At 61.9% G+C, this 18,396-nt stretch carries 16 protein-coding genes; 3 read left to right on the forward strand and 13 right to left on the reverse strand.

Annotated features, from left to right (window positions below):
- The first annotated feature begins 65 nt into the window (after positions 1–65).
- Positions 66–266, forward strand: a complete 201-nt coding sequence (locus QTL96_RS03020; RefSeq protein WP_018900462.1) for a hypothetical protein — start codon at positions 66–68, stop codon at positions 264–266.
- Positions 267–347: 81 nt separating this feature from the next.
- On the opposite strand, the gene QTL96_RS03025 is transcribed toward QTL96_RS03020, so the two are convergent.
- Positions 348–548 carry a hypothetical protein gene (locus QTL96_RS03025; RefSeq protein WP_162726935.1) on the reverse strand — a complete coding sequence of 67 codons (201 nt, stop codon included), beginning with the start codon at positions 546–548 and terminating at the stop codon, positions 348–350.
- Between the two features lie 11 nt (positions 549–559).
- On the opposite strand from QTL96_RS03025, the gene QTL96_RS03030 reads away from it, so the two are divergent.
- Positions 560–1,579 carry a GlxA family transcriptional regulator gene (locus tag QTL96_RS03030; protein WP_018900461.1) on the forward strand — a complete coding sequence of 340 codons (1,020 nt, stop codon included), beginning with the start codon at positions 560–562 and terminating at the stop codon, positions 1,577–1,579.
- Between the two features lie 89 nt (positions 1,580–1,668).
- On the opposite strand, the gene QTL96_RS03035 is transcribed toward QTL96_RS03030, so the two are convergent.
- The 4 genes from QTL96_RS03035 to QTL96_RS03050 all read right to left on the reverse strand — a co-directional run bounded on the left by QTL96_RS03035 (position 1,669) and on the right by QTL96_RS03050 (position 8,187).
- Entirely contained in the window at positions 1,669–2,499 is an 831-nt protein-coding gene (locus tag QTL96_RS03035) for a response regulator (protein WP_112941732.1), read from the reverse strand.
- A 195-nt stretch (positions 2,500–2,694) separates the two neighbouring features.
- The gene (locus tag QTL96_RS03040) at positions 2,695–5,238 is read right to left on the reverse strand and encodes a mechanosensitive ion channel family protein (protein WP_289726619.1); all 2,544 of its coding nucleotides are present in this window, start codon (positions 5,236–5,238) and stop codon (positions 2,695–2,697) included.
- 178 nt (positions 5,239–5,416) lie between these two features.
- Positions 5,417–6,856, reverse strand: coding sequence for an MFS transporter (locus tag QTL96_RS03045; RefSeq protein WP_289726620.1), 1,440 nt, complete (start codon positions 6,854–6,856; stop codon positions 5,417–5,419).
- A gap of 176 nt (positions 6,857–7,032) precedes the next feature.
- Positions 7,033–8,187 carry an amidohydrolase gene (locus tag QTL96_RS03050; protein WP_289726621.1) on the reverse strand — a complete coding sequence of 385 codons (1,155 nt, stop codon included), beginning with the start codon at positions 8,185–8,187 and terminating at the stop codon, positions 7,033–7,035.
- A 166-nt stretch (positions 8,188–8,353) separates the two neighbouring features.
- Between QTL96_RS03050 and QTL96_RS03055 the strand changes: the two genes are divergently transcribed.
- Positions 8,354–9,139: an IclR family transcriptional regulator gene (locus tag QTL96_RS03055; protein ID WP_112980556.1), complete on the forward strand. Its 786-nt coding sequence runs from the start codon at positions 8,354–8,356 to the stop codon at positions 9,137–9,139.
- Here QTL96_RS03055 and glpK read toward each other — a convergent pair.
- The 8 genes from glpK to glpD all read right to left on the reverse strand — a co-directional run bounded on the left by glpK (position 9,129) and on the right by glpD (position 18,334).
- Positions 9,129–10,631 carry a glycerol kinase GlpK gene (gene glpK / locus QTL96_RS03060; RefSeq protein ID WP_289726622.1) on the reverse strand — a complete coding sequence of 501 codons (1,503 nt, stop codon included), beginning with the start codon at positions 10,629–10,631 and terminating at the stop codon, positions 9,129–9,131. The two genes, QTL96_RS03055 and glpK, sit on opposite strands and share 11 nt — an antisense overlap.
- 151 nt (positions 10,632–10,782) lie before the next feature.
- Positions 10,783–12,507, reverse strand: coding sequence for an ABC transporter substrate-binding protein (locus QTL96_RS03065; RefSeq protein WP_047505507.1), 1,725 nt, complete (start codon positions 12,505–12,507; stop codon positions 10,783–10,785).
- A 77-nt stretch (positions 12,508–12,584) separates the two neighbouring features.
- Positions 12,585–12,866: a DUF2160 domain-containing protein gene (locus QTL96_RS03070; protein WP_111561978.1), complete on the reverse strand. Its 282-nt coding sequence runs from the start codon at positions 12,864–12,866 to the stop codon at positions 12,585–12,587.
- 13 nt (positions 12,867–12,879) lie between these two features.
- Positions 12,880–13,695 carry a carbohydrate ABC transporter permease gene (locus QTL96_RS03075; RefSeq protein WP_037178748.1) on the reverse strand — a complete coding sequence of 272 codons (816 nt, stop codon included), beginning with the start codon at positions 13,693–13,695 and terminating at the stop codon, positions 12,880–12,882.
- A 37-nt stretch (positions 13,696–13,732) separates the two neighbouring features.
- The gene (locus QTL96_RS03080; RefSeq protein ID WP_037178749.1) at positions 13,733–14,599 is read right to left on the reverse strand and encodes a sugar ABC transporter permease; all 867 of its coding nucleotides are present in this window, start codon (positions 14,597–14,599) and stop codon (positions 13,733–13,735) included.
- Positions 14,600–14,602: 3 nt separating this feature from the next.
- Positions 14,603–15,673, reverse strand: a complete 1,071-nt coding sequence (locus QTL96_RS03085) for an ABC transporter ATP-binding protein (RefSeq protein ID WP_289726623.1) — start codon at positions 15,671–15,673, stop codon at positions 14,603–14,605.
- A 12-nt stretch (positions 15,674–15,685) separates the two neighbouring features.
- Positions 15,686–16,762: an ABC transporter ATP-binding protein gene (locus QTL96_RS03090; RefSeq protein ID WP_289726624.1), complete on the reverse strand. Its 1,077-nt coding sequence runs from the start codon at positions 16,760–16,762 to the stop codon at positions 15,686–15,688.
- Between the two features lie 45 nt (positions 16,763–16,807).
- Entirely contained in the window at positions 16,808–18,334 is a 1,527-nt protein-coding gene (gene glpD / locus QTL96_RS03095; protein WP_289726625.1) for a glycerol-3-phosphate dehydrogenase, read from the reverse strand.
- Positions 18,335–18,396 lie beyond the last annotated feature (62 nt).

The raw sequence follows: 18,396 nt of genomic DNA on the forward strand, positions 1-18,396 counted from the left end.
ACCATATCAGTAACAACGAATTCACAACCGAGAGACGTCGGTCGATACGAGAAAGGACATTCGACATGACCACGATCACCTTCAGAGACAACAAGCTGTCCCATGTGGCGCACCATGACCACTCCCTGTCAGCCTATGCCCGCAAGGTTGCCCGCGCATGGCATCAGTGGCAGGCTGCACGCGAAATCGAAGCCATGCCGATCGACATGCGCAAGGATTTCGGCTGGCCGTCGGCGGATAATGTAGACGACCACAAGGCGATGTAATGGATGCGACATACCTCCCCGCATGAGAGCGGCGCCTGCTTACCCGCAGCGCCGCTTTCGTCGTTTTAGGCCCCTCGGCATTTAATCTTGAATATCAGGAACATGTATTTCTAAAGGGGCTTTTGGCGAACATTTGTTCTTGTCAAAAGCCAATTGACCGACGTCAATTAAAGCAATGTCGCATTTTTGCTCTTTGCGGCCGCATTTTTCCATGAGAATGTCGCTTTCTGAATATCTAAGCGGCGCAATCCAAGCACCAATAGCACATTGGCCCTCCATCATGGATTTCTCACATGAGCAAGATGTCGCATAAGAAACGCTCCATCGTCTTCTTCATGGTACCGCAGTTTACGATGCTGCCTTTTTCGGCCGCGATCGATACGCTGCGCATCGCCAACCGCATGCTGGGCTACCAGGCCTATACCTGGCGCCTGACATCGGTGGATGGCGAAAAGGTCTATTCCTCCTGCGGCATCGGCGTCGAGGCCAACACGTCGCTTGCAGACGAACGTCGCAATCTCGGCGGCGAGAACCGCCCGAGCATGGTGCTGGTCTGTTCCGGCATCGACGTCGAGGAATTCAACAACAAGTCCGTCAATGCGTGGTTGCGCGAATCCTACAATCGCAGCGTCGCCGTCGGCAGTCTCTGTACGGGCGCGCATGTGCTTGCCCAGGCCGGTCTCCTGAATGGCAAGCGCTGCGCGATCCACTGGGAAAACCTGCCGGGCTTCTCCGAAGCCTTCCCGCAGGCGGAGGTCTATGCCGATCTCTACGAAGTGGACAGCAATCTCTACACCTGCGCCGGCGGCACCGCCTCGCTCGACATGATGCTCAACCTCATCGGTGAGGACTTCGGCGAGACGCTGGTCAACCGCGTCTGCGAGCAGCACCTGACCGACCGTGTGCGCAGCCCGCACGACCGCCAGCGCCTGCCGCTGCGCGCCCGTCTCGGTGTCCAGAACGGCAAGGTTCTGTCGATCATCGAATTGATGGAAGGCAATCTCGCCGAGCCGCTGTCGCTTTTGGAGATCGCAGACGGCGCCGGCCTGTCGCGTCGCCAGATCGAGCGCCTGTTCCGCCAGGAAATGGGCCGCTCCCCTGCCCGCTACTATCTCGAAATCCGGCTCGACCGCGCCCGTCACCTGCTGGTGCAGTCGTCGATGCCTGTCGTCGAAGTGGCTGTTGCCTGCGGCTTCGTCTCCGCGTCGCACTTCTCCAAGTGTTATCGCGAACTCTACCACCGCTCGCCGCAGCAGGAGCGCGCCGAGCGGAAGATGACGATGGCAACGGCCCGTCAGGCCATCGCGGCCTAACCGGAAGCACAATACCGAAAGCGAAAACAACCCGAAACGCTCCAGGCGCTTCGGGTTCTTGTTTACAGGCGGCCTGCGAAAGCGACGCGTCAGGCGCTCTTGCGCATAGGCTGCATCGATTGGATCTGCAGCAGCGTGTCGAGGTTCTGGTTGACGCGGCAATAGAACTCTTCGTCGATGAACGGTCGCAGCATGAAGTCGTTGCCGCCGGCCTTCAGGAACCGCGCAGAGAGCAAACGATTGGACGAAGACGACACGCCGATGATCCGCAACTGATGCGAGCCGATGCTGGAACGGATGCGTCGCGTCAGTTCGAAGCCGTCAATATCAGGCATGTTGTAGTCGGTGATCATCAGCCCGATATCGCGATTGGCCTTGAGAATCTCCAGCGCCTTGGCGCCGCTATCGGCCGTGCTCACACGGAAATTGTAGCGCTTGAGGCGGCTCGAAAGCAGCGCGCGTGCCGTGGCGCTGTCGTCGACGATCAACACGTGATGACGATGGTTGGTCAGGAAGCGGCAAATGGATTCGGCCAGTAGATCGACGGCGAACACATTGTCCTTGAGGATGTAGTCGACGATATCCTTGGCCAGCAGCTTGTCGCGCATGCCTTCATGGAACGTGCCGGTGAAGACGATCGTCGGAATGCTGAGATCGACCAGATACTCAAGCGCCTCGCCGTTCTCGGCGCCCGGCAGATTGATGTTGGAAATGGCGAGCGTGATTTCCTGGGACGACTTGTCGTAGCACAGCTGCAGATCTTCGAAATTCCGGCAAATCTCCACGTCGATGTTGAAGAGTTCCTTCAAACGCGTGCTGATCATCGACGTGAAAACGTTCGAATCCTCCGCCAGAACAATACGAACATCATTAAATGTGTCGCCGGAATACTGCATCCCGGAAATCCCCAAAAACGCCATGTCAAAACCCCAAAATGAAATCGGTCTCCCTGCTTCAAATCGGTACATGGGGCGGTTTGAATAAGTATTAAACGGCAAGCTTACTTGCGGCACAAATGACCGCAAGAACACGCCGCAGGGCCTTTCTTCGCAACATGATTAAAGGACTGTTCGCGCAGCGCTATTCTGTCGCCTAGTGACGCGCAGGCAGACGGCTTAGCCGTCCGCCGTCTTCCCGCGCAGCCGGCGAACGCGGCCATCGTCCTCGTCGATCTTGGCGTCGGCGGAAGCCTCTTCCACTGCCGGCTCCGTCGCCAGCACATCGGCGTCGGGCGTAATGGTATCCGGCTGGCGATGGAACACCACGTCGCTCTGCGGCAGCGGGATCTCGATCGCCTCCTGGCGGAAGCGCTTGAGGATCGCGATCCTCAGATCATTGCGAACCTTCAACCCGTCGCCCATGTCGCCGAGCATGAAGCGCAGCTCGAAATCCAGCGAGTAAGGACCGAAGCGCAGGAACTCGACGTGCGGTTCCGGATTGCGCAGCACCAGCGGCACGGCATTCACCAGCTCGAGCAGGATATCCATCACCTTCTGAGGATCGGAATCATAGCTCACCGAAACGGGGATTTCGGAGCGTCCCATCTTGTTGCGATGGGTCCAGTTGCCGACATTGGCGTTGATCAGCTCCGAGTTCGGCACGATGATCGACTGCTTGCGGAAGGTCTCGATCTCCGTTGCACGCACCGAGATGCGCTTGACGATACCTTCAGCGGTCCCCGAGACCACATGGTCGCCGACCTTGAACGGCCGCTCGACCAGCAGGATCAGGCCGGACACGAAGTTCGACACGATGTTCTGCAAGCCAAAACCGATACCAACAGACAATGCCGAGGCGACGAGCGCGAAGCTCGACAGATCGATACCGGCAGCCGACACGCCGATCAGCGCCGCGATGCCGACGCCCAGATAGCCGATGCCCGTCTTGACCGAGTTGCGCACGCCGAGATCGACATGGCTGCGCGCCATGACGTTGTTGTCGAGCCAGCGCTGGATCCAGCGCGTCAGGAGATAGCAGCCGGCGAACAGCAGAATACCGGTGAGTATGCCGACCAGCGATATGCTGATGCCGCCGAGCCGGACCTCGGTGAACAGGCGATAGGCGATCAGCTGCAGGTCCTGCACATGGAAGCCCCAGAGCAGCAGGATCAGCGGAATACCGGTGGCGAGCGCCACACCATAGATGCAGAAGCCGACGAGCAGCCCGACCTGATCGATCACGACAGGACCAAGCTTGAAGCGCGTCGCCAGATATTGGCCCGGCCGCGTATCGCCGAAGGTTTCCGTGCGCGAAATCGCCTTGCCAGAGAGCAGGCCGATATAGGTCGTGACACCGATCGCGCCGGTAAAGATCAGCTGCGATGCGATGAAGCGCGCGAAACCGACATAACCGGTCAGCGCCGCGAAAATGAGACCGCCACCAAGCACGCGAAGCACGATCGCCAGCCCCTTGGGCCAATGCCGGCCGGGCGCATCGGGATCACGGCTCTTCGCCATCATCGGCCGCCCAAAGGACGCCGCGATCAGGATCAGGCCGATGATCAGCGCCGCGATCCAGCTGCGGACGACAGTCAGAACCAGAGGCGAGCCCATCGATTCGCTGATGCTGCCGAAGAAGAAATCGAGCGCATGAACGATCGCCATCGCCAGCAGGCAGGCGCTGATCGAGCTCGCGCCACGATTGGACAGGCGGACAAGACGCCACTGCGGATCGCGCGGCGCGAACACGGCATTGGTGAAGCGCCGAACGAAATAGATGACGCCGATCGTCGAGAACAGCGCAGCCACAACGGGCGCGATGTCGGGCCTCAGAACATTGAAGCTATCAAGGAAGAGATAGGACGTGACCAGCAGTGTCGCGAGCGACAGGGTCCTCACCAGCGTCGACCAGAAGGCGATCGACAGGCGGCTGATATAGGACGGCGGCTCATCGCTCTCCTTGCGCTGCAGATAGTGCCCGAAAAGCCGGTAGCTGCCAGAGAGAAGGATCAGCGCCGTTGCGAGCGACATGAAGATCGCCGCCGCAAAGGCGAAGGCCTTGAACTTCAGCACGAAGCCCAGCCAGCTCGCCAGCGCCTGCTGGAATGCGCCGACTTCCTGGACAAACGCGGTGCCGGCATCGGCAAGCACGGAGGCGGAAATGTCGCTGCGGCGAAGCAGTGTTGCGGCAAACAGCTTGCGACGCAGTTCCGCGATCTGGTTGCTCATCCGGCCGAGCGAGGCGGTCAGCGTTTCGGCATCGCCCTGCACCACGTTGAGCTGCGCGCGCTCCGACATCAAGGCGTTTCGCTCGTTGGCGACGATCTCGGCCTCGGGCGGCTGCCCGTCCTTCGGCGGCTCGCCGAGCTCGGCCAGGCGCGCCTTGATCTGATCGAGGCGTGGCGTGATACCGCCGGCAATCCCGGCAACACCGCGATTGAGCTCATCCGCCCGTCCGGCCAGCGCCACCAGTCCGTCATCGTCGTCGACGTTCTGCTTCAAGTTTTCCTGAAGTGCCGCAAAATCGGCCTTCGCCTTGGCCATATGCTTGGCGGCCTGTTCGCCCGGCCCGCTCTGCGCCGGAGGATTCTGCGCGGCGGCTGGTTGAGCGCTCTGCGTAGGTGCTGCGGGTGGCGGGGTCTGCGCATGGCTGGAACCAGCGCCGGCCACGGCCAGCGAGACAAACAATAAGCTCTGAAGCAGAAAACGTGTCAGCCGCAAGGTATCCCCGCCAAGTTTGGTAGCAACTTCGGTAGTAAGAACGAGCGCCCGCTTTTCATAGGAAAGAAAGGCGACAGAAAGGCGACGCGGCTCGAAGCAATCATCTGAGCCCTCGCTATCACGTCGCGATCCGGGCGGCGACGTGGAAATCGGCCGCACCCGGATCACTATTCAAACGCTATTGCTGGCGCTTGTGCCCCGAAACCTCGGCGCCGGCATCATGAGGCAATTGCAGAAACCGTAGCGTCGACACGACGCCGATCGCGCCGATGACAACGAAAGCCCAGCGAAAATCGACAAGTCCGGGATCGCCAAGTCCACGAACCGCCGCCGAGACGTTCAGAACGGCAGCCGCGATCGCGACACCCAGCAACATCGACATCTGCTGCAGCATGCTCGACAAGGTCGAAGCCGAGCTTCTCTGCGCGCCGCTGATGTCGGCAAAGGCAATCGTGTTCAGCGCGGTAAATTGCATGGAGCGCGACAGGCCGGTGATGAACAGCAGGGCATAAATCACCACACGCGGCGTCTCCGGCACGAGAAAGCCGCAAGCCGCGATCGTCAGCGCCGCGATCAACCCGTTGAAGAAAAGCACCGTCCGGAAGCCGAACCGCGCGAGCAACGGCGTCGTCACCGTTTTCATGCTCAGATTGCCGAGGAAATAGACCAGCAGATAGATGCCTGCCTCGATCGAGCTCAGCCCGAAGCCGAGCTGGAACAACAGGGGCAGCAGAAATGGCGGCGCATTGATGGACGTGCGGCTTGCCGTTCCGGCCGACAGCGTGGCGATCGCAAAGGTCTGCACCTTGAACGAAGAGAGATCGAGCAGCGGATTGTCGACCCGCATGAAATGGCGGTAGGCGATGAAAGACAGCACGATGCCGGCAACCAGCATGGCGCCGACAGGCAAAAGACCGCCATGCCATTTCGCCGACAGTTCCAGCGCCGCCAAGAGAAGCGTCAGCCCGGCGCCGCTCAGGATAAAGCCGCGCACGTCGAGCCGCCCGGCATCCTCCTCGCGCTGCTCCGGCACGAAACGCCAGACGAGCACCATGCCGAGCACGCCGATCGGCAGGTTGATCAGGAAGTTCCAGTGCCAGCTTGCGTAGGTGGTGATGACGCTTCCGAGCAGCGGCCCGATGACGGGTGCCGTCAGCGCCGGCCATGTAATGAGTGCGATGGCCTGCACCAGTTCGGACTTGCGTGCGTTCTTCAACACGATGATCCGCCCTACCGGCGTCATCAGCGCGCTGCCGGCGCCCTGGACCGCGCGGGCAAGCACGAATTCGGTCAGATTCTCGGAAAGGCCGCAGAGCAGCGAGGCGACGGTGAACACGGCGATGGACGCCATGAAGACGCGGCGTGCGCCGTAGCGATCGCCAAGCCAGCCCGACAGCGGAATGAATGCCGCCATGGTCAGCATGTAGACGGTGATGCCGATGCTCATCGATATCGTGGGAACACCAAAGCTCGCCGCCATCTGCGGCAGCGAGGTGGTGACGATCGTGCCGTCAAGGATCTGCATGAAGAAGGATACGGCGACGACCAGCGCCACTATTTTCGAACGGCGCGCGCTGCCCGCGTCACCATCCGCCTCGACCGTCTCAACTGCTGTCATCAATCTGCCAATGTGAAATCTGGATCAAACGGCCGGCAACAGCACGTGCGGCGTGGGGCGTCGGTCGAACCCGATCGTAGATAGGCTCATCGTGCCGAGCGGGAAAGGGAAAAACGACCTGCACGCGCAATTTCGATGAGCCGGCGCACATGACATCAATCAAATCTGCGGCATCATCAGCCGAGGATATTGGTGATCGCCCGCAAAAACACGCCCGCCCCGATCGGGATCAACGCCTCGGGGAAATCATAGTCAGGATTGTGCAGTTGCGGATGCGTTTCGCCCGACCCGAGGAAGAACATCGCCGATGGCGCGACGGTTCGAAACAGCCCGAAATCCTCCGAGCCCTTCATCGGCAGCAGGCGGCTGTCGCTCTGGTGGCTGACGCCCTCGTCATCCAGCGCGCGCCGCAGCGCATCGACGGCTTCGGGCGAATTGAAGCACTGATGAAACACATCCTCGTAAGTGATCTCGATCGTCAGCCCAGCCGCATCCGCCTCGCTTTTCGCCAGCATTTCGGCGCGCTGCACCAGGCCCGCCATCCGCTCGTCGGTCAGTGTCCTCAACGTCGCCCATATCTCAGCCCGCCCGGGGCTGATGCCGAAGGCGGGCTCACCGAGCCGGGCGTGGGTAACGGTCACCAGCGCGAAATCGGGACCGACAGGTGCGACGCTCCCGAGCGCCGTCAGCCCACCAAGCAGGCTCGCCAGCGCGAATGTCGGCGCAACGCCATCCTCCGGGCAGGAGGCATGCGAGGTCTTGCCGTTGAGAATGATCTTCATACCCCGCGACGCGCAATTGACGGCCCCTTCGCGCAGCAGCACATGCCCAAGCGGCACGCCTGGAAGATTGTGCAGCGAGAGCGCCATATCGGGCTTCAGCGTCGCGAATTGAGGATCGGCGAGCACCGCGGCCGCACCCGCGCCATTCTCCTCGGCCGGCTGGAACAGGAGGATCACACGCCCCTTGTTCGGCCGCTTCTGCCCAAGCGCGGTGGCAACGGCCATCAGGATCGACATGTGCCCGTCGTGACCGCAAAGATGTCCCTTGCCGGGGATCGTCGACCGGTATTCCTCGTTGGAGATCTCCTCGATCGGCAACCCATCGAGCTCGCAGCGGATGAGAACCGTCGGCCCCGGAATAGCCCCGTCATAGACCGCCGCGACGCCATGGCCGCCAAGGTTCGACACGATCCGATCGGGCTTTGCCAGGAGCAGCGCTTCCTGCACCCGGCGCGCGGTCTCGACCTCTTCGCCCGACACTTCGGGATAGCGATGAAGCTCGCGGCGAAACGCGGTGATATTTGAAAGCTCTTCCTGCGTCAGAAACATCGGCCTCATCCTGCAAATCTGCCGCATGCTATGTGCGCCTGACCTGGGTAGCAAGCCGCTTCGTGAAACGGGGAAGTTGTCCCGGATTGCCGGGATCGCCGCCGAACTTTCGCTTTTCGGCTAGGGCTTATTTGTATATGTAAAGGCATATTCACAGGAGAACAGCATGGACGCGGATGAAGCCGACCGGTACCGGGCGCCTGCCTTGGACAAGGGGCTTGATATCCTCGAGCTTCTGGCGAGCGTCGAGGAGGGGCTGACCCAGGCGGAAATCGCCAAGCGTCTCGACCGCAGTCCCAACGAATTCTACCGCATGCTCGACCGCCTCGTGCGCCGCGGCTATGTCACCAAGCTTGAGGGAGATCGCTTTACGCTGACGCTCAAGCTCTTCGGCCTGTCGCAGCTGCACGCCCCTGCCCGCCGCCTCGCCTCCTTCGCCATGCCGCTGATGCGCGACCTTGCGCAGCGCACCCGTCAGGCGAACCATCTCGTGGTCTTCGACCGCGGTTCCGCCGTCGTTATCGCCCAGCACGAGGCGCCGAATTACTGGGGCATCTCGATCCGCGTCGGCTCGCATATGAGCCTGCTCGAAACCGGCTCCGGCCACGTGCTGCTGGCCTTCCGCACCGATGAGGAACGCGAGATGATGATCGCCGAGCATGCCCGCGATCCCAAGGCCAAGCGGCTGGGACCGGAGTTCTACCAGCGCCTGAGCGACATCCGCGAACGCGGCTACGAGAAGATGCCGAGCGCCCAGACCGCCGGCGTCCACAACCTCTCCGCCCCGATCCTCGGCCCCGACGGCCGCGTCATCGCCGCCCTCACCTGCCCCTATATCGGCCTCGTCAACGCGCCCGACGCACCCGATATCGACGGGACGATCGTCATGCTGCAACAGGCCGCGCGTGACCTCTCACTGCTCGCCGGATCGGACGTGAAGATCACGGGCTGAGCGGGCGCGAAAGCGTTCGAGACACGGCATCGCGCCAGCCTGCGATCTTCGCCTGTCTTTCGGTGTCCGGCATCGTCGGCAGGAACTGGCGGTCGCTGCGCCATGCTTTCGCGAAAGCGGCGCGCTCCGGCCAGACACCCGCCCGCGACCCCGCAAGCCATGCAGCACCGAGAGCCGTCGTTTCTTGCGTTGCGGCGCGATCCACGGGATTGGCGACGATGTCTGCGAGACGCTGCATCGTCCAGTCTGAATTCGTCATGCCGCCATCGACCCTGAGCACGGTCCCAATCCGACGTTCGCCCCAATCCTTGCGCATGGCCACGAGCAGGTCCAGCGTCTGGTAGGCGACCGATTCAAGCGCCGCATGCGCCAGCTCCGCCGGCCCGCTGTTGCGGGTCAATCCAAAGATGGCGCCGCGCGCCTGCGGGTCCCAATAGGGCGCGCCGAGACCTGTGAATGCGGGCACCATGTACACGCGTTGCCCATGATCGGCCGCAACAGCCAAGGCGCCGCTGTCGGAGGCACGCGAAATGAGGCCGAGCCCATCGCGCAACCATTGCACGGCGGCACCCGCGATAAAGATCGACCCTTCGAGCGCATAGGTCGTTTCGCCGTCCAGCCGATAAGCGATCGTCGTCAGCATCCGGTTCGATGAGGCAACCCGATCCCCGCCGGTGTTGAGCAGCGCGAAACAACCCGTCCCGTAGGTCGATTTCATCATGCCAGGATCAAAACAGGCGTTACCGATCGTCGCCGCCTGCTGGTCTCCGGCAACACCCAGGATCGGGATTGCCGCGCCGAGGATCGACTTGTCCGTGACCCCGAAATCGTCAGCGCAGTCCTTGACGTCAGGCAGCAGCGGCGCCGGTATTGCAAGCACGCCCAAAAGCTCGTCGTCCCAGATCCCATCGGTGATGTTGTAAAGCATGGTGCGCGAAGCGTTGGTCGCATCGGTCGCGTGAACCCGCCCGCCCGTCAGGTTGAAGATCAGCCAGCTGTCGATGGTGCCGAAGCAAACACCGCCCATCCGTGCACGCTCCCGCAGCCCATCGACATTGTCGAGCAGCCAGCGCAGCTTGGTGCCGGAGAAATAGGGATCGAGCAGCAGCCCCGTCTTGGCGCGAACCAGCTTCTCGTAGCCATCCGCCTTCAAGCTGTCGCAGATCTCGGCGGTGCGCCTGTCCTGCCAGACGATTGCCCTGTAAAACGGCCTGCCGGTCTTGCGGTCCCACACAACGGTCGTCTCACGCTGATTGGTGATCCCGATCGCGGCTATCGCGGAAGCCGGGATGCCAGCCTTGTCGATCGCCTGCCGCGCGGTGGCGACGACGCTCTCCCATATCTCGCACGCATCATGTTCGACCCAGCCCGCCTGCGGATAGTGCTGCCGGACGTCCATCTGCGCCGAGGCGACCATCGTCATTCCGTCGTCGAAGATGATCGCCCGCGACGACGTCGTGCCCTGATCGATCGCCAGAATGAACCCGCCCATGATCTGTTCCGACTGAATAGGAGTACCGTTCCCGCCGCTCGAACGGCAGGTTGCCAACATGGATTTGAAAATGGAGATAACCGGCAGCAGCCTTCGCGTGCCGCCGGCATAGAGATTGGCCGGGGACGCTAATCCCCGGCCGTGGCGCCCGTTACTGGGACTGCCAGCTCTTGACCAGTTCGTCGTAGTTGACGGTGACCGGCTTTTCCTTCTCGTTCTCGATCTTCAGCTGGGGAGCGAGGTTGCCCTTGGCGACCGCGTCCTTGTTCCAGTATTCGAGATCATGCTCTTCGGCGAGCTTCGGGCCGATATCGCCCTGCACCTTGGCGCGCTCCAGGCGCTGCAGGACCTTTTCCTGCTCGGCGCAAAGCGAATCCATGGCTTCCTGAGCGGTCTTGGCGCCGGAGGACGCATCGCCGACGGCCTGCCACCAGAGCTGTGCCAGCTTCGGATAGTCAGGAACGTTGGTGCCGGTCGGCGACCACTGCACGCGGGCCGGCGAGCGATAGAACTCGACCAGACCACCGAGCTTCGGAGCGCGCTCCGTGAAGCTCTTGTCGCGGATGGTGGATTCGCGGATGAAGGTGAGACCGACATGGCTCTTCTTCACGTCCACAGTCTTCGAGGTCACGAACTGCGCATAGAGCCATGCGGCCTTGGCGCGATCGTCTGGCGTCGACTTCATCAGCGTCCAGGAACCGACGTCCTGATAGCCGAGCTTCATGCCGTCCTTCCAGTAGACGCCATGCGGGCTGGGTGCCATGCGCCACTTCGGCGTGCCGTCTTCGTTGACGACAGGCAGGCCCGGCTTGACGGCATCGGCCGTGAAGGCTGTGTACCAGAAGATCTGCTGCGCCACTTCGCCCTGCGCCGGCACGGGGCCGGATTCGGAGAAGTTCATGCCCTGCGCTGCTGGCGGTGCATAGGCCTTCAACCAATCCAGATACTTCTGGATCGAGTAGACGGCAGCCGGACCGTTGGTATCGCCGCCGCGCGCGACGCACGAACCGACGGGACGCGAGTTCTCGTCGACCTTGATGCCCCATTCGTCGACGGGAAGACCGTTCGGGAGACCCTTGTCACCGTTGCCAGCCATCGACAGCCAGGCGTCGGTGAAGCGCCATCCGAGCGACGGGTCCTTCTTGCCGTAGTCCATATGGCCGAAGACCTTCTTGCCGTTGACTTCACGACCGGTGAAGAACTCGGCGATATCCTCATAGGCAGACCAGTTGACCGGAACGCCGAGGTCGTAGCCGTACTTCGCCTTGAAGTCCGCCTTGTTCTTCTCGTCGTTGAACCAGTCGTAGCGGAACCAGTAGAGGTTCGCGAACTGCTGGTCGGGAAGCTGGTAGAGCTTCTTGTCCGGCGCGGTCGTGAATTTGGTGCCGATGAAGTCGTTGATGTCGAGTCCCGGATTGGTGACATCCTTGCCTTCGTTCGCCATCCAGTCGGTCAGCGAGCGGGCCTGCTGGTAGCGCCAATGGGTGCCGATCAGGTCGCTATCGTTGACATAGGCGTCGTAGATGTTCTCGCCCGACTGCATCTGCGTCTGCAGCTTCTCGACGACGTCACCTTCGCCGATCAGGTCGTGAGTGATCTTGATGCCGGTGATGGCGGTGAACGCCGGCGCCAGCACCTTCGATTCATATTCATGAGTGGTCAGCGTTTCGGAAACGACCTTGATATCCATGCCGGCGAAGGGTTTCGCGGCATCGATGAACCATTGCATTTCCTTTTCCTGGTCGGCGCGCGAAAGCGACGAGAGTTCGCCGACTTCCTTGTCCAGGAATGATTTCGCCTCGTCCATGCCAGCATAGGCGGAGCCCGCCATGGCCAGCAAGATGCCTGCTGTTGTCGCTAGTAGATGCCGTCGCATGATATCCTCCCAAGGTTTGCGATTGCAGTCTTCACGTCAGGCGGCCAGTACCCCCGGCCATCTGTATCTCCCTGGCCTCACACGTAGCGGAACACGCCGATGGCGTAGACTACGGCAAGCCCAAGAGCCCACCACAGGTTGGGCCCGACGAGGCCCAACCATGCGAGATGAATGAACGCTGCCCCCAGCAGCGAAATGAAGAGACGGTCTCCCCGCGTGGTCTCGAACCTCAAGGCCCCCACACGCGGCGAGCCGCCCGGCGCCAGATATTCCCAAATGCTCATGCCGATCAGGAGCACGAGGATCGTCAGGAAAAACAATGCGGTCGGCAGCGTCCACGCCATCCAGGAAAAGTTCATGTCTGGTCTCCCTTTAGACGCGGCCGAGCGCGAAGCCCTTGGCGATGTAGTTGCGGACGAAGTAGATGACGAGCGCGCCGGGAATGATGGTGAGCACGCCGGCCGCCGCCAGCACGCCCCAGTCCATCCCCGAGGCCGAGACCGTGCGCGTCATGATCGCCGAGATCGGCTTGGCCGCCGTGGTCGTCAGCGTGCGGGCAAGCAGCAGCTCCACCCACGAGAACATGAAGCAGAAGAAGGCCGCCACCCCGATCCCCGATGCCACCAGCGGCATGAAGATGCGGATGAAGAAACGCGGGAACGAGTAGCCGTCGATATAAGCCGTCTCGTCGATCTCCTTCGGCACGCCCGACATGAAGCCTTCGAGGATCCAGACCGCCAGCGGCACGTTGAACAGGCAGTGCGCCAGCGCCACCGCGATATGGGTGTCGATGAGACCGAATGCCGAGTAAAGTTGGAAGAACGGCAGCGCGAAAACGGCGGGCGGCGCCATGCGGTTGGTCAGCAGCCAGAAGAACAGGTGCTTGTCGCCCAAAAACCGGTAGCGCGAGAAGGCATAAGCTGCGGGCAGCGCCGCCAGCACCGAGATCACCGTGTTCATGACCACATAGGTGATCGAGTTGATATAGCCGTTGTACCACGACGGATCCGTGAAGATGATCGTGTAGTTCCTGAGCGTCGGGTTCTGCGGCCAGAGTGAGAAGGTGCCGGTGATCTCGGCATTCTCCTTGAAGCTCATGTTGACCAGCCAGTAGATCGGCAAGAGCAGGAAGATGATGTAGACGGTCGAGACGACCCAGGAGAAGTTGCCGGCCGGCTTGTATTTCATCGTCTGTGTTGTTGCTTGGGCCATGGTCCTCTCCTCCTCACGCGTTCTCGTCGCCACTGGTCATCACGGTGTAGAAGATCCATGAGAGCAGCAGGATGATCAGGAAGTAGATGATCGACATCGCGGCCGCCGGACCGAGGTCGAACTGACCGACGGCCATCTTCACCAGATCGATCGACAGGAAGGTGGTCGAGTTGCCGGGGCCGCCGCCGGTGACGACGAAGGGTTCGGTATAGATCATGAAGCTGTCCATGAAGCGCAAAAGCACGGCGATCAGAAGCACCCGCTTCATCTTGGGCAGCTGGATGTAGCGGAACACCGACCAGCGCGAGGCGCCATCGATCTTCGCCGCCTGATAATAGGCATCAGGGATCGAAACGAGGCCTGCGTAGCACAGCAGCACCACAAGGCTCGTCCAATGCCAGACGTCCATGACGATGACGGTGATCCACGCATCGACGGGATCGCGGACGTAATTGTAGTCGAGCCCGATCGCCTCCAGCGTATGGCCGAGCAGGCCGATATCGACGCGACCGAACACCTGCCAGATCGTGCCGACGACGTTCCAGGGGATCAGCAGCGGCAATGCCATCAGAACGAGGCAGACGGGCACGCCGATCCCTTTCTTCGGCATGTTGAGCGCGATGAAGATGCCGAGCGGGATCTCCAGCGCCAGGATGATCAGCGAGAAGGCGAGATTGCGCTGCAGCGCCGCCCAGAAGCGGTCGGATTGCAGCGTCTGCACGAACCAGTCCGTGCCCGCCCAGAAGAACTCGTTGTTCCCGAACGTATCCTGCACCGAGTAGTTGACGACGGTCATCAGCGGGATCACCGCCGAGAAGGCGACCAGCACCAGCACCGGCAGCACCAGAAACCAGGCCTTGTTGTTCCAGGTCTTGTTCATGGCTCAGCCCTCCCTGCCGACGCGCCAGGAATCGGCGTAGATGTTGATCGCCTTCGGATCGAAAGTGACCCGCGCCTCCGCGGGGATCTCGGCATCCTCGGTCAAAACGATGGCGATAGGCTGGCCCGCGAAATCCGCGCGCACGATCTTCTGCCGGCCGATATCCTCGACCCGGTTGATGGTGACGGGCATGCCCTCGCGCCCGAGGCGGATGAACTCCGGCCGGATGCCGAGTTCGGTCTTGGCACCAGCGGCAGCCTTCGGCGCGTAGTCGAGCTGCAGGCTCTCAGCCCCCACCGTCACCCTGCTGCCGTCGAGCTTTGCCGGCAGGACGTTCATGCCGGGCGAGCCAATGAAGTAACCGACGAAAGTGTGGCTCGGCTTTTCGAAGAGCTCAGCGGGCGTGCCGATCTGCACGATCTCGCCCTCGTACATGACGACGACCTTGTCGGCGAAGGTCAGCGCTTCCGTCTGGTCGTGCGTGACATAGACCATCGTAAAACCGAACTGCTTGTGCAGCCGCTTGAGCTGCGAGCGCAGCACCCATTTCATGTGCGGATCGATAACCGTCAGCGGCTCGTCGAACAGGATGGCGTTGACGTCGCTGCGCACCAATCCCCGGCCGAGCGAGATCTTCTGCTTCTGGTCGGCGGTCAGCCCTTGCGCCTTGCGCCTCGCCATGGGCGTGAGATCGATCATCTCGAGAATTTCGCGAACGCGGCGATCGACCTCGGGCTCCGATACGCCGCGATTGCGCAGCGGAAAGGCCAGATTGTCGTAGACCGTCATCGTGTCGTAGATGACGGGGAACTGGAACACCTGCGCGATGTTGCGCGCCTGCGTGGCGAGATTGGTCACGTCCTTGCCGTCGAACAGGATGCGGCCATGCGACGGCTGCAGCAGGCCGGAGATGATGTTGAGCAGCGTCGTCTTCCCGCAGCCGGATGGCCCGAGCAGCGCATAGGCGCCGCCATCGTTCCATTCGTGGTCGACTTCGCGCAGCGCGTAGTCCCTATCCGATTGCGGGTTCGGCCCGTAGGCGTGGCGGATGTGGTCGAGCGTGATGCGTGCCATGTCCCTACCCCTTCAAGCCGTTGCGCCGGACGAGATCGCCCGGCCGCTGGTGTCGAACGCCATCAGGTGGCGCCCGTCCAGAAACACGTCGATATCGGTGTCCGGATCGATGTCGTGAATGCCATGCGCCAGCATCACCCAGCGCACGCCCTCGTAATCGAGATAAACGAAACTCTCCGAGCCGGTGATCTCCGAGAGCTGCGTGCGCGCCTTGAGTTGCACGGCATTCGGCGTCTGCGCGGAAAGCCCGAGATGATGCGGATGAAACGCCACCGTCACCGGTCCATCGGCCATGCCGGCCAGATGCGCAGGTACCGCAAACACCGCGCGACCGTCGCGCTGGAATGTCGCGCCGGCTTTCACCACGTCGATGAAATTGAGCGGCGGATCGGCGAAGGTCTTGGCGGTGGTGAGATCGCGTGGTGTCCGGTAGACCGAAATCGTCGGCCCGAACTGCGTCACCCGCCCTTCCGACAGCGTCGCCGTATTGCCGCCGAGCAGCAGCGCTTCGGATGGTTCAGTCGTGGCATAGACGAAGATGGCGCCGGATTGCGCGAAGATCCTGGGCAACTCGGCGCGCAGTTCTTCGCGCAGCTTGTAATCGAGATTGGCCAGCGGCTCGTCCATCAAGACGAGGCTGGCGTTCTTGACCAGCGCGCGGGCAAGCGCGGTGCGCTGCTGCTGACCGCCGGAGAGATTGAGCGGGGTGCGGTCGAGATAGGGCGTCAGCCGCAGGAGATCGGCGGCCTTGCGCACCTCGCGATCGATGGTGGCGGCATCCTTGCCCGATATGCACATCGGCGAGGCGATATTTTCATAGACCGTAAAGGCGGGGTAGTTGATGAACTGCTGGTAGACCATTGCGACATTGCGCTTCTGCACCGGCATGCCGGTGACGTCGACGCCATCGAAATGGATCGTTCCACTGGTCGGCCGGTCGAGCCCGGCCATCAGCCGCATCAGCGACGTCTTGCCAGACAGCGTCGGCCCCAGCAGCACGTTCAGCGTGCCGCGTTCAAACGCGAGATCGGTCGCGTGGATATGCGTATCCGCACCCACCGTCTTTGCGATGTTTCGCAATTCCAGCATTCAGGTTCCCGTGCCTCCTCACAGCGGGGACCACATGCCGCTCTTTTATCCGGCCATCTGAGCCGGTAGCGCGGCCATGTACTCCTCCAAAACCGCGGCTTGCTCCCTCGTCAGGCGCAAGCCCTCCTTCGTTCTCCTCCAGAGCACGTCATCGGCGTGTCTCGCCCATTCGTGCTCGATCAGGTAGCGAACCTCCACCTCATAGAGGTCGCTCCCGAAACAGCGCCCGAGATCCTCGGTCCCGCGCGCCTGTCCCAAAAGCACCGCAGCCTTCGTGCCGTAGCGGCGAACGAGGCGGCGGGCGTGCGTATCGATGAGAAACGGATAGCTGCCCTTCAGCTTGCGCACTTCCGCCTCGTATCCCTGCGCCGGAAAGTCGCCGCCGGGCAGATGGCTCTTGGCCGTCCACGGGGCACCCTTGGCGCCGATCGCCGCGCCGATCTTTTCCAGAGCGTGTTCCGACAGCCGGCGATAGGTCGTGAGCTTGCCGCCGAACACATTGAGCAACGGCGCCGGCGCGCCCTCGCCTTCGAGCTTCAGCACGTAATCGCGCGTCGCTTCCTGCGCCTTGGATGCGCCGTCGTCGAACAGCGGGCGCACGGCCGAATAGGTCCAGACGATATCTTCAGGCCGCACCGGCTCGTTGAAATACTCGCTCGCGGCCTTGCAGAGATAGGTCGTCTCCTCGTCGGAGATCCTCACATCCTTCGGATCGGCCTTGTAGTCGCGATCGGTGGTGCCGATCAGCGTGAAATCCTGCTCGTAGGGGATCGCGAAGATGATGCGGTTGTCGGGGTTCTGGAAGAAGTAGGCCCTGGGATCGTTGAACTTCTTCTTCACGACGATATGGCTGCCCTGGACGAGCCGCACATGCCGCGCCTCGTTCTGCCCGAAAGCGGCGCGAATGACGTGATCGACCCACGGACCAGCCGCGTTGACCAACATCCGCGCCTGGAAGTGCCGCTTCTCGCCGGTCACGCTATCCACGGTCTCGATCGCCCATACACCGTTCTCGCGGTGCGCGGAGACGACCTTGGTGCGCGGCATGATCAGCGCGCCCTTATCGGCCGCGTCGCGCGCGTTCAGCACCACCATGCGAGCGTCATCCACCCAGCCGTCGGAATATTCGAACGCCTTGGTGAACAGCGACTTCAGCGGTTTGCCGGCCGGATCGCGGCGCATGTCGAGCACCTTGGTCGGCGGTAAAAGCTTGCGACCACCGAGATGGTCGTAGAGGAACAGCCCCAGCCGGATCAGCCAAGCCGGCCGGATCCCGCCCTTGTGATAGGGCAGCACGAAGCGCATCGGCCAGATGATATGCGGCGCCATCGCCCACAGGATCTCGCGCTCCATCAGCGATTCGCGCACCAAACGAAACTCGTAATGCTCGAGATAGCGCAGGCCGCCATGAATGAGCTTGGTGGCACCAGAGGACGTGCCGGAGGCGAAATCGTTCATCTCGGCCAGCGCAACCGAATAGCCGCGCCCGGTCGCGTCACGCGCGATACCGCAGCCGTTGATGCCGCCACCGATAACGAAAAGATCGTGAATCTGACCGCTCACGCGTCCCATGCCCCCAGAAAATGCCGCAACGCAAACAAGACAACGCAATTGCGAAAGTGAAAACAGTTAAA

Source organism: Rhizobium sp. S163, from assembly GCF_030380805.1.
Lineage (GTDB): Bacteria > Pseudomonadota > Alphaproteobacteria > Rhizobiales > Rhizobiaceae > Rhizobium.